This is a genomic window from Helicobacter sp. NHP19-003 (assembly GCF_019703305.1).
In the GTDB taxonomy this organism is placed as follows: domain Bacteria; phylum Campylobacterota; class Campylobacteria; order Campylobacterales; family Helicobacteraceae; genus Helicobacter; species Helicobacter gastrocanis.
In genome coordinates, this window is the sequence record NZ_AP024814.1 from 1,178,165 (window position 1) to 1,191,022 (window position 12,858).

The 12,858-nt window shown below is 48.6% G+C and carries 15 protein-coding genes; 8 read left to right on the forward strand and 7 right to left on the reverse strand.

What is annotated here, in order from left to right; translation table 11 throughout:
• Positions 1-124: 124 nt before the first annotated feature.
• Genes K6J72_RS06055 through murG form a run of 3 tightly spaced genes read left to right on the forward strand, consistent with a single transcriptional unit; the run spans position 125 to position 2,360 of the window.
• Positions 125-829, forward strand: coding sequence for an outer membrane beta-barrel protein (locus K6J72_RS06055; RefSeq protein ID WP_221279209.1), 705 nt, complete (start codon positions 125-127; stop codon positions 827-829).
• Positions 830-876: 47 nt separating this feature from the next.
• Positions 877-1,281 (forward strand): flagellar assembly protein FliW, encoded by a 405-nt coding sequence (fliW, locus tag K6J72_RS06060; RefSeq protein WP_221279210.1) that lies wholly within the window; start codon positions 877-879, stop codon positions 1,279-1,281.
• 5 nt (positions 1,282-1,286) lie between these two features.
• On the forward strand, positions 1,287-2,360 hold the full coding sequence (gene murG / locus K6J72_RS06065) for an undecaprenyldiphospho-muramoylpentapeptide beta-N-acetylglucosaminyltransferase (protein WP_221279211.1): 1,074 nt from the start codon (positions 1,287-1,289) through the stop codon (positions 2,358-2,360).
• Here the strand turns inward: murG and K6J72_RS06070 are convergent.
• Both K6J72_RS06070 and K6J72_RS06075 read right to left on the reverse strand, forming a co-directional pair.
• Positions 2,351-2,617 carry a competence protein ComB gene (locus tag K6J72_RS06070; protein ID WP_260320542.1) on the reverse strand — a complete coding sequence of 89 codons (267 nt, stop codon included), beginning with the start codon at positions 2,615-2,617 and terminating at the stop codon, positions 2,351-2,353. The two genes, murG and K6J72_RS06070, sit on opposite strands and share 10 nt — an antisense overlap.
• Positions 2,617-2,901 carry a TrbC/VirB2 family protein gene (locus K6J72_RS06075; protein WP_221279213.1) on the reverse strand — a complete coding sequence of 95 codons (285 nt, stop codon included), beginning with the start codon at positions 2,899-2,901 and terminating at the stop codon, positions 2,617-2,619. The genes K6J72_RS06070 and K6J72_RS06075 overlap by 1 nt, the downstream gene beginning before the upstream one ends.
• Positions 2,902-3,148: 247 nt before the next feature.
• Here K6J72_RS06075 and K6J72_RS06080 point away from each other — a divergent pair, with 247 nt between their 5' ends.
• From K6J72_RS06080 to K6J72_RS06100, 5 genes are all read left to right on the forward strand, one after another.
• A complete protein-coding gene (locus K6J72_RS06080) occupies positions 3,149-3,949 on the forward strand; it encodes an HrcA family transcriptional regulator (RefSeq protein WP_221279214.1) in 801 nt (266 codons plus the stop codon).
• Between the two features lie 14 nt (positions 3,950-3,963).
• Positions 3,964-4,533 (forward strand): nucleotide exchange factor GrpE, encoded by a 570-nt coding sequence (grpE, locus tag K6J72_RS06085; RefSeq protein WP_260320543.1) that lies wholly within the window; start codon positions 3,964-3,966, stop codon positions 4,531-4,533.
• A 21-nt stretch (positions 4,534-4,554) separates the two neighbouring features.
• Positions 4,555-6,417, forward strand: a complete 1,863-nt coding sequence (gene dnaK / locus K6J72_RS06090; RefSeq protein ID WP_221279216.1) for a molecular chaperone DnaK — start codon at positions 4,555-4,557, stop codon at positions 6,415-6,417.
• 855 nt (positions 6,418-7,272) lie between these two features.
• The gene (locus K6J72_RS06095) at positions 7,273-7,911 is read left to right on the forward strand and encodes a hypothetical protein (protein WP_221279217.1); all 639 of its coding nucleotides are present in this window, start codon (positions 7,273-7,275) and stop codon (positions 7,909-7,911) included.
• Between the two features lie 11 nt (positions 7,912-7,922).
• Positions 7,923-8,831 carry a PDC sensor domain-containing protein gene (locus K6J72_RS06100; protein ID WP_221279218.1) on the forward strand — a complete coding sequence of 303 codons (909 nt, stop codon included), beginning with the start codon at positions 7,923-7,925 and terminating at the stop codon, positions 8,829-8,831.
• Positions 8,832-8,993: 162 nt separating this feature from the next.
• On the opposite strand, the gene K6J72_RS06105 is transcribed toward K6J72_RS06100, so the two are convergent.
• The 5 genes from K6J72_RS06105 to K6J72_RS06125 all read right to left on the reverse strand — a co-directional run bounded on the left by K6J72_RS06105 (position 8,994) and on the right by K6J72_RS06125 (position 12,858).
• Positions 8,994-9,464 (reverse strand): glycosyltransferase, encoded by a 471-nt coding sequence (locus tag K6J72_RS06105; RefSeq protein ID WP_260320545.1) that lies wholly within the window; start codon positions 9,462-9,464, stop codon positions 8,994-8,996.
• A gap of 98 nt (positions 9,465-9,562) precedes the next feature.
• The gene (locus K6J72_RS06110; RefSeq protein ID WP_221279219.1) at positions 9,563-10,258 is read right to left on the reverse strand and encodes a glycosyltransferase family protein; all 696 of its coding nucleotides are present in this window, start codon (positions 10,256-10,258) and stop codon (positions 9,563-9,565) included.
• Entirely contained in the window at positions 10,258-10,713 is a 456-nt protein-coding gene (gene bcp / locus K6J72_RS06115) for a thioredoxin-dependent thiol peroxidase (protein WP_221279220.1), read from the reverse strand. The genes K6J72_RS06110 and bcp overlap by 1 nt, the downstream gene beginning before the upstream one ends.
• A gap of 8 nt (positions 10,714-10,721) precedes the next feature.
• Positions 10,722-11,414, reverse strand: coding sequence for a LutC/YkgG family protein (locus K6J72_RS06120; RefSeq protein WP_221279221.1), 693 nt, complete (start codon positions 11,412-11,414; stop codon positions 10,722-10,724).
• A complete protein-coding gene (locus K6J72_RS06125; RefSeq protein WP_221279222.1) occupies positions 11,407-12,858 on the reverse strand; it encodes a LutB/LldF family L-lactate oxidation iron-sulfur protein in 1,452 nt (483 codons plus the stop codon). The genes K6J72_RS06120 and K6J72_RS06125 overlap by 8 nt, the downstream gene beginning before the upstream one ends.

Genomic DNA, 12,858 nt, shown 5'->3' on the forward strand with positions numbered 1-12,858 from the left:
AATTAAAAAAGTGGTGTGGGGATTGTGCGATATTTGCGTTTGAAAAATGTCTGAGAACACCCCAAAATTAGCAAGAACTCAAAGGATTTGGCTAGACTAGAGCATTTATGTAAGAGGAGTGCCCATGCGGCGCTGGAGCGCAACATACCTGACCTGTCTCTTGGGTTTGGCATGTCTTTCGCCCTTGTGTGCAGAACATAAGGGTTGGTATTTGAGTTTTGGTCCACAATTTAGCTTGGTTAGGAGCGAAGGCCTTGTGTCGCAGAATGGGAACTTCATCGTGCCTAAAGACCAGCGGGGGTTAGAAGATAGCGTGGCCCCAATGGGCGGGGGCAATGTGCGCTTGGGGTTTAAACATTTCTTTGGGCAGAGCAAACAATTTGGGGTGCGCTATTATTTTAACTTTGCAGGCAATGGAGGGCCTGGCGTGGCGCAATTTGTCTATGGTTTGGGCGCAGACGCTTTGCTCAACTTTATAGAGCTTAAATGGAGGGGGCAGGATTTCACCTTTGGAGGGTTTGTGGGCTTGATGTTTGGGGTGGAAACTTGGCACACAGGGGTGGCTCTCGTCTTTGAAAAGGAGCTTGTGGCTGATTTGGGGGGCACTTTTGCGCTCCAAACACACCCCGTGCAGTTCCAATTACCCCTCAACATTGGTTTGCGCTTCAGCTTTTCCAAACACCAAAGTTTGGACTTAGGGATCATGATGCCCTTTTTATACTCCCCCTTTGCCCACTACTTGAAGGACTTTCACCACACCAAAGACAGCGCAACCTTAACCATCCACCGCGATTTTTCGTTGTACCTCAACTACACTTATGCATTTTAGTGGAACAAGTTTTGCTAGCTTAAAGCATATTTTGCCAAAGGAAACCCATGCATTACACATTGAAAGCCCCCATTCTTGGGTTTGAGAGAATTATGGAGGTGGAGCTCACCAAGATCGATGATCTCTTCAGCCGCGTGAGCAGTGTGGACGGGACCATCAGCATGGTCTTAGCCAATCCCTACAAACTGCGTGAATACAGCTTTAGCATCCCCAAGTACATCGAACTGCTTTTAGAACTCAACGCCAAATCCCATGTGGAGGTGTATTGTGTGGTCGTGGTGCAGAAAAACCTAGAGGACTCGATGGTGAACTTCCTCGCCCCCCTCATCTTTAACCCCGACAATGGTTACGCTGCCCAAATCGCCCTATCCATCATGGACTACCCCGACTTTGGCTTTAGAGACACGCTTAAATCCTTTGTGCAGGCCAAAAGTGTGCGCCTGAGCTCTTAAATGCCATGTTAGCGATCACTGGGGGAGGCACAGGCGGGCATCTGTGCATCGTCCGCTCTTTAGCGCAAGAGTTGCAAAATAGGGGGCACGACCTGCTCTACATCGGCAGCACTTCAGGGCAGGATAAGGCGTGGTTTGAAAACAGCCCCCTCTTCAAGCAGTGTTTTTTCTTAAACACCACAGGCGTTGTCAACAAAAGCTTTTTAAGAAAAGTCCAAGCCCTCTATAAGCAAGTCCGTTGCACCCAAACCGCCAGAGGTCTTTTAAAAAAGCACCACATCAAAGCCCTCATCAGCGTGGGGGGCTTTAGCGCAGGGCCGGGCTCTTTTGCGGGCATCCTCTCCAAAATCCCCCTTTACATCCACGAGCAAAACGCCGTGCAAGGGGCGTTAAACAAACTCATCGCCCCCTATGCCCAATGCATTTTTAGCAGTTTCAAAGGCACAGAGGAAAACCCCAAGAGGGTTTACACCCCCTATCCCATCCAAAACAGCTTTTTTGAGAATGCCAGAATCCGCACAGAAGTACGGACAATTTTATTTCTGGGCGGATCGCAGGGGGCTAGGGCGATCAACGAATTTGCCATTTTATGCGCCAGAAAATTGCTTAAAAAGGGGTTCAAGGTGATCCACCAATGCGGCAAACTAGACTATGAGCGGGTCGTTGGCATGTATAAAGGTTTGGGGATTTTAGAGGAGGTGGATTTGTTTGCCTTTGATTTGCAACTCGTGGAAAAAATGCGCCAAGCGGATATTTGCGTGAGCCGGGCCGGGGCGAGCAGTGTGTGGGAGTTGTGCGCCAACAACTTGCCCACCCTCTTTGTGCCCTATCCCTTCGCCGCCAAAAACCACCAATACTACAACGCCCTAGAGTTTGCCAATGAGGGGTTGGCCCAAATTGTGGAGCAAAACCACCTACACCCCGACCACCTGTTTGGCTTCATCAAGTGGCTAGAAACCCCCAAGCAAGAGGGCTTAGAGATCGCCAAAGTGAGTGCGAGTCTACGCCAAAAGGTTTCTAGCGATGGGGCGAGCCAAATCGTGGATCGCATCTTAGAGCAAATCCAGCCTCAAGCGTAAAAACTTGCCGCCCCCGTGAGTTTGGAGTGGGCGATGAGGATGTCTGCGATGTCCTCATCAAAGAACTCCAGCACGCTAAAAAGGGCTAAAAAACCCCCATACAACGCCAAAGCCCACAGCGTACCCAGCCACGGCCACAGCACAAAGGGCACAAAGACCGACACAATCCACGACTTGGCGTTGAGCCACAAGAATTTATCCTTTGTGGAGATGGCTTGTAAATTGGGCACAGACACCACCAATAAAGGGGCATCCACTAGAACAACCCCATGAACCACGAAGCTAAGGCGGGGGCTTTGAAAAAGAGCATGATGCCCAGAACCACGCCCAAAATCGTGAATAAAATATCCCGCCAGCGGTCTAAATTGCGCCACACATAAAAGGCAATGCCGATGAAAATCAACATTAAAATGCCTTTAGCCGTGTTGCTTTGCAGTTGTGCCTCAATGGCTTTAAAAAAATTATCTCCCCCATCCGCCCTTAAAAAATCTAGGGCAAAACACATCCACAACCACCTCAAGAAAACCCCTTTGCCAAACATATGCGGGCATTTTAGCCCACTTTCCTTAACACGCCCCCAAACCACCCAAAAATCCCCCCACAAGCTCTAATACTTGCCACTCATAGCAAATATTTTTAATAAAATAACTTAGTTAAGTTGATATAACTTAACTAAACTTTGGCGTTTTAACGCCCAAAATGGGGGATTTTTTAGCATTATTGTAAAAATATTGCTAATTTTTCTAAAAATCATGCTATACTCCGTGAAAATTTGTGAAAGGAGACCCATGGGCGTAAAAAAAGAGTGGCTTTTAGATGCCTTCATCAAAACCTATCTTTACAACCATGCGCCCGTGGGCTCTGAAAGCTTGCGTTTAGCCTTGCAAACCCAAGCTGTGCAAATCTCATCAGCGACCATCCGCAACTACTTTAAGAGGTTCACCAGCGAAGGGGCGATTTGCCAAAGCCACAGCAGCAGCGGGCGCATCCCCACCACCAAAGCCCTAAAGGATTATTGGCGCTCAAAATTAACCTTAAGCACCCCTCTAGAAGTGGATTTAGACAAGTTGCAAAGGGCGAGCGAAAGCTATGGAATTTTTAGCATGGTCGAGCGCTACCAAAAGGCGACCTTGCAGGCGGTCTATAACCACGCAGGGCAGTTTCTGATTTTGGACTTTGGCAACACACAAGCCTTGCTTGCCTACAACAAAAAACTAGAGGGGTTTATCAGGGACTTGATCGGACTAGAGTGCAAGACGATCCAACAGCTCGCCCTGTCCGTGTGTGCCACGAGCCTTGCCAAACAAATTGACCATTTGTATTTGGAAAAGCTTTATTTTGGGCTGTGTGTGCTAGGCCAGCTTGCCCAAAGCAGGGGGGCGCAGGGGCTCTTTAGGCAAATTTTGGAGGGGAGTTTGCTAAGGGGGCTCAAGCAGGGACTGCACTTTGAAAAGGTTTTGCCTTTGGGGTTTTTGGGCGTGCTTTGCTCCATTAAGCTTAAAGGTGAGCAAACCCGCATGCTTTGCGTGGGGGGTTTGGAGCAGGACTTTGAGGGCTTTTACGGCGCGATTAGGGGGTTATCCATATGAATAAAGAGGTGAAAATGACAGACATAGCATTAGAAGCGGAAAAACTAAGAGAACAAGAAGCGGTGGGAGAGAACGCAGCGCATCCGCAAAACGGCATTGACGAGGCAGGCGAGGCGCGCCAAACAAGCGAGCCTAAAGAGCCACAGATCGACTACCAAGCGAAGTTTAAAGAGGCGCAGGACTTATACCTACGCACCCACGCCGACTTTGAAAACGCCAAAAAAAGGCTAGAGAAAGACAAGGCGATGGCACTAGAATACGCCTATGAAAAGATCGCCAACGATTTACTACCCGTGATCGACACCCTGCACGCCGCCCTTAAAAGCGCACAGCAAGAGGGCAGTGAGGCGGTGTGTCAGGGCTTGGAACTCACCCTGCAGAAAATGCACGAGGTGCTCGCCAAACACGGCATTGAGTGCGTGGAATGCGACCTAGAGTTTGACCCCAACCTGCACAATGCGATCATGCAAGTGCAGGCAGATGGGCAAGAGGAGGGGCAGATCGTGGAGGTCTTTCAAAAAGGCTACAAGTATAAAGAACGCTTGTTACGCCCCGCAATGGTGAGCATTGCAAAAAACAATTAATCTCAACACAAAGGATACAAAATGGCAAAAGTGATCGGAATCGACTTAGGCACCACCAACTCCGCAATGGCGGTTTATGAGGGCAATGAGGCAAAAATCATCGCCAACAAAGAGGGCAAAAACACCACACCTTCTATTGTGGCTTTCACCGACAAGGGCGAGATTTTAGTGGGCGAGAGCGCGAAACGCCAAGCTGTTACAAACCCCGAAAAAACCATCTACTCCATTAAGCGCATCATGGGTTTGATGAGCAACGAGGACAAAGCCCAAGAGGCGAAAAAACGCTTGCCTTATAAAATCGTGGATCGCAACGGGGCTTGCGCCGTAGAAATCGCCGGTAAAATCTACACCCCTCAAGAAATCTCAGCCAAAATCCTCATGAAACTCAAAGAGGATGCTGAGAGCTATTTGGGCGAACCCGTGAATGAGGCGGTCATCACCGTGCCCGCTTACTTCAATGACAGCCAAAGAAAGGCGACCAAAGAAGCCGGCACGATCGCTGGGCTAAATGTCTTGCGGATCATCAACGAGCCCACTTCGGCGGCTTTGGCTTACGGCTTGGACAAAAAAGAGTCTGAAAAAATCATGGTTTATGATTTGGGCGGGGGGACTTTCGATGTTACGGTGCTTGAAACGGGGGACAATGTCGTGGAAGTGCTCGCCACAGGGGGGGATGCTTTCTTAGGGGGCGATGACTTTGACAACCGCATCATTGACTTCATCGCCAAAGAGTTTGAAAACGAAAATGGCATTGACATTAAAAAGGACATCATGGCGTTGCAACGCTTGAAAGAAGCGAGCGAAAACGCTAAAAAAGAGTTGAGCTCGGCGCAAGAAACCGAGATCAATTTGCCCTTCATCACCGCCGATGCCAGCGGGCCTAAGCACTTGGTGAAAAAACTCACGCGTGCGAAGTTTGAAAGCTTGATCGACGACTTGATCGAGGACACCATTAAGAAAATCGACAGCGTGATCCAAGATGCGGGCTTAAGCCGCAACGACATCGCCGAAGTGGTGATGGTGGGTGGCTCAACCCGTATCCCCAAAGTGCAAGAGAGGGTGAAAAACTTCATCAATAAGGATTTAAATAAATCCGTGAATCCCGATGAGGTCGTGGCTGTGGGGGCGAGTATCCAAGCGGGCGTGCTCAAAGGCGATGTCAAAGATGTGCTCTTGCTGGATGTGATCCCCTTAAGCCTTGGCATTGAAACTTTAGGGGGCGTGATGACGAAAGTCATTGAAAAAGGCACGACCATCCCGGCTAAAAAAGCCCAAATCTTCTCCACCGCTGAGGACAACCAACCCGCCGTGTCTATCCTTGTCTTGCAGGGCGAAAGGGAATTTGCCAAAGACAACAAATCTCTAGGCAAGTTTGATCTCACCGGCATTGCGCCAGCGCCCAGAGGCGTGCCCCAAATTGAGGTTACCTTTGACATTGACGCGAATGGGATTTTAACCGTGTCAGCCAAAGACAAAAACACGGGCAAATCCCAAGAAATCAAAATCACCGGCTCCAGCGGGCTTAGCGATAGCGAAATCGATAAAATGGTCAAAGACGCAGAGCTACACAAAGAGGAAGACGCGCGCCGTAAAGCGGTTGTGGAGGCCAAAAACCAAGCCGAAAGCCTAGCGCACCAAACCAAGAAAAACCTAGAGGAGCACAAGGCGAATTTAGAACCTAGCGAAGTGGAAAAAATCCAAAAAGCGTTGAGCGATTTGGAAACCACGCTCAAAAACGAAAATGCCAGCAAAGAGGAAGTGGAGGCGAAAATGAAGGCCTTAGCCGAGTCTTCGCAAAAGCTCACAGAGGCGATGATGCAAAAAGAGCAAAACCCCCAAGCGGCTAAAAAAGATGAGGATGTGATAGACGCTGAGGTGGAATAGCCTTTACGCCCCAAGCTGGGGACTCTCTTCTTAAGAGGGGGGGTGTTTAGCACCTCCCCCAAGAAATCTTTCATTCCAGGGGTGTTGCCCATCCCCACCACGGCTAACATCTTAACTAAGCAGGCAGCACAAAGGTCAGCCCTTACTTTAGACATCCACCTTAGGCCATGAGAAACACAAGACTCCTAGTAAGCACTCCTGTTTAAAACCGGGATTTTAGCTCAAGTTTAGATCTGCTCACTTTAGCTGTGGGGAGTGTGTCAACGGCTTTATGTAGGGAGGCGACTCAAAAACCGCCCTAGTGGAGGTGCGCCTCATTGCACACACAGATGCTATCCAGACATCACCAGCCCTAGTGGATCGACACGCCAAACACCTTTGCCCTAAGCAGAAACTCCCCATGAAAGCAAGTGCCCTCAAACCCTTTTTAAAACGCTTGGGTTTTAAAAACAAGCGCAGAGCACAACTTCACAAACGCTGCCGGTGAAGTGGGCGATTTTGTGGATTCATGGCAGCCCAAAATGCCCGGCTTTGTCTTGTTTATGATGCCTTTGGCAGTGCCGACACAACCCCCCTTAAACTTTTAAAATGCCTTGCACATCAAAGATTAAAGATGGTGGGGCACTCAATGGAAGTTCCAAACGCATCTGATGCAATGGGTGTTGTAACGCATTTATCTAACAAGTGGAAGCCCCACCTTGGCATGAAACAAAAGCGGTTTAAATGGATGCCTCACGCTGGTGGGCAGCATGCCTGTTGCTGTCTTGATACTGATTTGGTTCTCCAAGATATTCCCAAGCCCCCCCAAATTAACCCTTCTAGTGCTATAATGTCCCTATTTTTTAAGGGGTTTGTATGTGGCGTTTTGTGTTTTTAGTGGGGTTGTTTTGGGGATGCAATAGTGTGTTTTCACCCTTTGGCCTGGATTTAAGATACCCTTTAAGTCCGGCTAAGCCAAACCCCGCCCTAAAACCCTTGTTTTTAGCCCCCCCCGATGTTGTCTTCAACGCCGAGTTTGTGCCTAGATACGATCAAGCCCAATTCACTAAAGCTCTACAAAAGGCAACTATAGGGCTGCTCCAGCACTTAGGCTACCCTCTAAGCCCACAGGGTTACAACACCAACCTACAAGCCCAAATCAGTCTGGCTTTCAAAAATACCCCTAAGGACTTAAAAGAGATCGCTAAAATGCTAAAGGCAAGCCACAACGACTCTTTAGACCCCGCTAGGGTGTTGCAAATGCTCGAGGCCAAGAGCGATCTCACTTTGCGCCTATGCGCTGAGGACAGCCCCAAATGCCTAAGCCACATCCGCGTGCAGATACAACAACCCATTTTGCGTGCCAATCCGCTTGATAGCGACCCCAATGAGCGCGGCGGACCCAATGCCAATTACAACCATGCCCTGAATTTAGCCCTGAATAAAATCTTCATCAAGAGCATGCAAGCGTTGCAAAACGATTTAGCGGGGGGAAAAACCTTTATACTGAACTAAAGGAAGAGTGCATGCTATCCAAAGATGTTACCGAATACGCCAAAGTCAAGAGCGAGCTTTACGCCTATGTGTCCTATCTCTTGACCCAAAACATTAAAAACTACCTCAAAGAACCCACCCTAAAATACATACAACTAGCGATGGAGCGCATTAAACAAGAAGTCCGCATTAAAGAGGACATTTTTATTTTAGACACCAATGGGAATTTAATCGATGGGGAGGGCAATGTCAAAAACTCTTTTGCGCAAAACTCTTTGGAGCGGAGCTACTTTTATGAGGCCATCGCCGAGCGGCGTTGTATTTTAACTAACCCCTACCCCACGCGCAGCAACCGGGGGTTAGTCGTTACAGCGGCTTATCCCATTTATAACGACAAAGACGAGTTGTTTTATGTGGTGTGCATGCACATCCCGCTCAAAGTCGCCATCGCTTTAAGTTCCTCATCCAAGCATTACAGCACCTTTGCAGAGGGCAGTGTGGTGATGTATTTTAGCATTTCCATCACCCTAGCCCTTGTGTCCTTGCTCTTATTTATTAAGAGTTTGTCTAATCTGTACAGTGCTCTGACCCACTTTAGCAGCTTTGCTGTCAAAGAGGTCTTTCACCCCATTGTGCTTTTGACCTTAGCCTTAGCCACCGTGGATCTAGTCAAGGCGATTTTTGAAGAGGAGGTGCTGGGCAAGAACAGCGGAGACAGCCACCACGCCATTCACCGCACGATGATCCGCTTTTTGGGCTCGATCATCATCGCCCTAGCCATCGAAGCGTTGATGTTGGTCTTTAAATTCAGCATCAGCGCACCCAATAAGATCATTTACGCCGTGTATTTGGCCGGTGCGGTGTCGGCTTTGCTCATCAGCCTAGCCATTTATGTCAAATGCGCCTACGGCGCAGCCAACGAGTCCAATGGCAAGGACTGACTCCTAAATTTACATTTAACTTAAAACCGCTAGAACTTCTTTGTGCGCCTTAGTGCGTGGGGGTGAATCTCTCTGATTCTTTCACCTATTCTTGCGCTTCTTCTTTAGCCCCTTGTGTTTAGAGGGGCTCTTGTGAAACTCTTAAATCATGTTTGATTGTGGCTAAAACGCCAAGAGTTTTTTAACAATCTCTTCATAGGTCAAGTTTTGGATTTTTTGGTGCAAAGTAGTGGAGATGTGGTGGTAGTGCTTAGGGTCGCCAAGCAGTTCATCGATTTTAACCGCCATTTGTGTGCTGTCTTGTACCACTAACTCGGGTGCAAGCTCTAGGGCGTTGCCTACGGGCGTGCAAATAAAGGGGGTGGCAAATTGCATGCTCTCTAAAAGCACCATAGGAAAGGACTCGTAGCTCCCTGTACTTCCGTGCAAAAACAAAGTGGCGTGTTTGGCTAGTTTCAACACCTCATCCCGTTCAATGCCATAGAAAAAGAACACCTCTTTAAAACCATAGGTTTCGTCCAATTCGTGGGCTTTGAGAGCTTTGAGGCGATCTAGGGTGTGTCCGCTATTGAGCGCACCCACAAAGACTAAGGGCATTGGTGCTTGGCTGGCGTAATACGCCCTAAGCACCATCTCCTGCCCTTTCTCAGCATAGTAATTGGACACATTTAAAATAAAGGGGTTCTGGCAAAGTTGCTCTAAAAGTGCGTGTGGGCTTAGTCTATGCGGGTCTAGGTGTGCTGTAGTGGGGGGGGTAGAAATTTAGGCGGACAGATGTCCTTAGCAAAGACACCATTAGGCAAAACCTCTACATTGAGGTCATTTTGGCTGTTTAAGTAGTGGTAGAGTGGGCTATTTGCATGTAAGAGAAAAATTTTGTCATAGGATTTAAGTTGGGTTGCCAAACAGACCAATGGGTGTGGTTCTTGTTGGCGTTTAAATTTAGTACAAAAACTTTCCCAAAAGCTAGGGGTTTGTGGTGGAGGGGGTATGTCATTGATATTGACATGGTTTCTTAAAAACTTTCTTTTTGCCTTGCAAGTACTGAGGTGAGGATAGATGGCATCGCTGTTCCAAGTGGCAATAGATGAATTGATCAGCACATCACAATCAAAATTTTTAACAAAATCTATGTAGTTTTCAAGTTCTCCCAACCAAACCCATTTTTCATTGTAAATGTGGAATTCCACAACATAAAGGTTCGGGGCAAGCTCGAGGGCTTGTTTAATGGTGTTTCCACTGCTAATGGTGTGTTTATCTCCCCATCTTTTTAAGGACATCGCCACTTCTGCATGGTTAAAAACATCGCTTGTGATGACATACACCCTATGCCCCGCCTGTGCAAGTGCTTGGCTCAAACCATAGTCAGCCGTGGCGGTGCCGGTTTGCAAGGGGTGGTATTGCTCGGTGGCGTAAAGGATCACCATTAAACCAGCTCCAGCACTTTTTGGGCATGTCCTTTGGCTTTGACATTGTAAAGGGCATGGGCGATTTTGCCCTCTTGATCGATCACAAAGGTGGAGCGAATCAGCCCCACACTCACCTTGCCATAGAGATTTTTCTCCCCATAAGCCCCGTAAGCTTTTGCCACCTCATGGTTAGGGTCGCTGAGTAACTCAATGTTTAAATTCTCGCTTTTTATAAAGTGGCAATGGCTCTTGGCATCGTCCGCACTCACGCCTAAAATCACCGCTCCCTTCGCCTCAAATGCATGTTTTAAGGCGGTAAAATCTTGCGCCTCAATGGTGCATCCCGGGGTGTTGTCCTTGGGGTAAAAATAAAGCACCACGACCTTGCCTAAAAAGTCTTTAAGGCTAACACTCTGTCCTGTGGCATTGTTTAAAGTGAAGGCGGGAGCTTTGCTCCCTTTGTCTAAACGCATTTTACCCCCTAGTACAAGATGACATGGGTTGCCATGGGCCCATGCACGCCAAAGACGGTTTGTAGCTCAATGTCGGCGGTGCGGCTAGGCCCGCCGATGAAGAGCATATTTGTGGGCAAACGGCGTTTTAAGTCGCAATCACGCATTTTAACGCCCTCTTCAACGGGCTCAAGCAGGGGCCCCGCCTCTTTCAAGGCCTCTAGCCCTTGCGCTAAATTTTGCACGATTTTAGATTTATCCAGCAAAATCACGCATTTAAGGGTGATGAGAGAAGTCAAACGGGGGGCGAATTTTGAAGACGCGATGCCCACGATGCCTAAATTTGCCACGCCACAAGCCGCCTCTAAAATCGCCGTGTCGATGTTAAACAACTCCTCTTTAAACGCCTCTACGGGTCTATCGTAGGGGATTTTTTGGTAAAGATTTTGGGGGTCTAGTTCCTCTAAAGGGCAGGGTAAATTTGTGGCGCACAAGAGTTTTTGGGTTTCAAAACCCTTTAATGCCTCTTGGATCGCTGTGGCTAAATCCTCCTTAGTGCATTCACTAAGCTGGGAGCGGTTGAGCTCTTGGAGGTGCTTGTATTGCTCGATTAAATCCGCCTTAGCGTCTGTGATCATGTTTTGGTAAGGCAAATTTTCATGCGCAATGGGGTGCCGTTTTAGGGCATTTTGAATCCGTTCAATCACCACTTGCTTACTCATAAATCACCCCCGGTAGTTTCTTCACCTCAGCGTGCAAACTGCCCTGCACTTTGGGCATTTCTCGATAACGCAACCATTTTTTCAACACGGGCGTGTAATGCCCGAAAACCTTGCCAAGGGGGGCAAAAGTGCTACTCATTGCCATAGCCGCCCGCCATAGCGTGCCATTGCTGGCGAGTTTTGCAAAGGCTTTCATGCCCAGCTCCTCTAATTTGCTGTGCTTGGTGTCTTTATAGCCGCGCACCACACCCCGCCCCTCGTGGGTTTTCTCCGCCCTTAAATCCCTGATGAGCTCGGGTAGGGGGATTTTCACCGGGCAAACTTCGCCACAACGCCCACAAAGGCTACACAAATTGGCGATGTGGGCGTAATTGTCGAGCCCAAAAAGCTGGGGGGTGATGACAACCCCGATGGGCCCGGGATAGGTCGCTAGGTAGGCGTGCCCACCGATTTTGTCATACACGGGGCAGTGGTTTAAGCAGGTCCCACAGCGGATACAGCTTAGGGCCTTGTAGTATTTTTCATCGGCTAGGATATTGCTTCTATTGTGGTCTAGCAAAATGATGTGCGCCTCTTTGGGCCCGTCTAGCTCGCCCTCTTGGCGGGGGCCGGTGATGATGTTTTGATAACATGTGATTTGCACGCCCACAGCACTAGGGCAAAGCAGGTTGTTTAAGATCGAAGCGTCTTCAAAGCTTTCGACCATTTTTTCAATCCCACAAATGGCGACATGGATGTCGCAGGCGGTGGTGCACATACGCCCATTGCCCTCGTTCTCCACAAGCCAAATCGCCCCCTCATTGGCGATGGCAAAATTCACCCCAGAAATCCCCATTTTAAAGCCCTCAAACTCGCCGCGCATGTGCTTTCTGGCAATGCCATTGAGCTTTTCAGGTTCGCTCTCTAGGGGTGCGCCTAGCTTTTCTTGAAAAATCTTACCCACTTGGTGGCGGTTTTTGTGGATGGCAGGCACCACGATATGCACGGGGTGTTCATCTATGAGCTGGATGATGAGCTCGCCCAAATCCGTTTCTTTGGCGACAATGCCCTTTTCCTTCATGTATTGGTTTAGCCCGATTTCCTCGCTCGCCATAGACTTGCCCTTTAAAATCCGCTCCACCCCCCGCTCTTTAGCTAGGTTGTAGATGATTTCATTCGCGTCTTTGGCGGTGTTGGCGTAATGCACGACAAAGCCGTTTTTTGTGGCGTTTTCCTCAAATTTTTGCACATAGCTATCTAGCTGGGATAGGACTTTTAATTTCGCATTTTGCCCCATAGTGCGTAGTTGTTCCCATTCGGGGTAACGATCTTCTAGTAGGTCTTTGCGCTTGTGGATTAAAGTGTCCATTGCTGAGCGCAAGTTGGTGCGCAGCTGGGCATCGTTTAACTTCTCGCCGATGACTTGTTCGTAATCGTGGTCGCTGTGTGTGGTGGTGTGTGTCAT

Coding starts and splice junctions, on each gene's coding strand:
- K6J72_RS06055 (WP_221279209.1), top strand. CDS start 125: ATGCGGCGCTGGAGCGCAACATACCTGACCTGTCTCTTGGGTTTGGCA.
- fliW (WP_221279210.1), top strand. CDS start 877: ATGCATTACACATTGAAAGCCCCCATTCTTGGGTTTGAGAGAATTATG.
- murG (WP_221279211.1), top strand. CDS start 1,287: ATGTTAGCGATCACTGGGGGAGGCACAGGCGGGCATCTGTGCATCGTC.
- K6J72_RS06075 (WP_221279213.1), bottom strand. CDS start 2,901: ATGTTTGGCAAAGGGGTTTTCTTGAGGTGGTTGTGGATGTGTTTTGCC.
- K6J72_RS06080 (WP_221279214.1), top strand. CDS start 3,149: ATGGGCGTAAAAAAAGAGTGGCTTTTAGATGCCTTCATCAAAACCTAT.
- grpE (WP_260320543.1), top strand. CDS start 3,964: ATGACAGACATAGCATTAGAAGCGGAAAAACTAAGAGAACAAGAAGCG.
- dnaK (WP_221279216.1), top strand. CDS start 4,555: ATGGCAAAAGTGATCGGAATCGACTTAGGCACCACCAACTCCGCAATG.
- K6J72_RS06095 (WP_221279217.1), top strand. CDS start 7,273: ATGTGGCGTTTTGTGTTTTTAGTGGGGTTGTTTTGGGGATGCAATAGT.
- K6J72_RS06100 (WP_221279218.1), top strand. CDS start 7,923: ATGCTATCCAAAGATGTTACCGAATACGCCAAAGTCAAGAGCGAGCTT.
- K6J72_RS06105 (WP_260320545.1), bottom strand. CDS start 9,464: ATGGTGCTTAGGGCGTATTACGCCAGCCAAGCACCAATGCCCTTAGTC.
- K6J72_RS06110 (WP_221279219.1), bottom strand. CDS start 10,258: ATGGTGATCCTTTACGCCACCGAGCAATACCACCCCTTGCAAACCGGC.
- bcp (WP_221279220.1), bottom strand. CDS start 10,713: ATGCGTTTAGACAAAGGGAGCAAAGCTCCCGCCTTCACTTTAAACAAT.
- K6J72_RS06120 (WP_221279221.1), bottom strand. CDS start 11,414: ATGAGTAAGCAAGTGGTGATTGAACGGATTCAAAATGCCCTAAAACGG.
- K6J72_RS06125 (WP_221279222.1), bottom strand. CDS start 12,858: ATGACACACACCACCACACACAGCGACCACGATTACGAACAAGTCATC.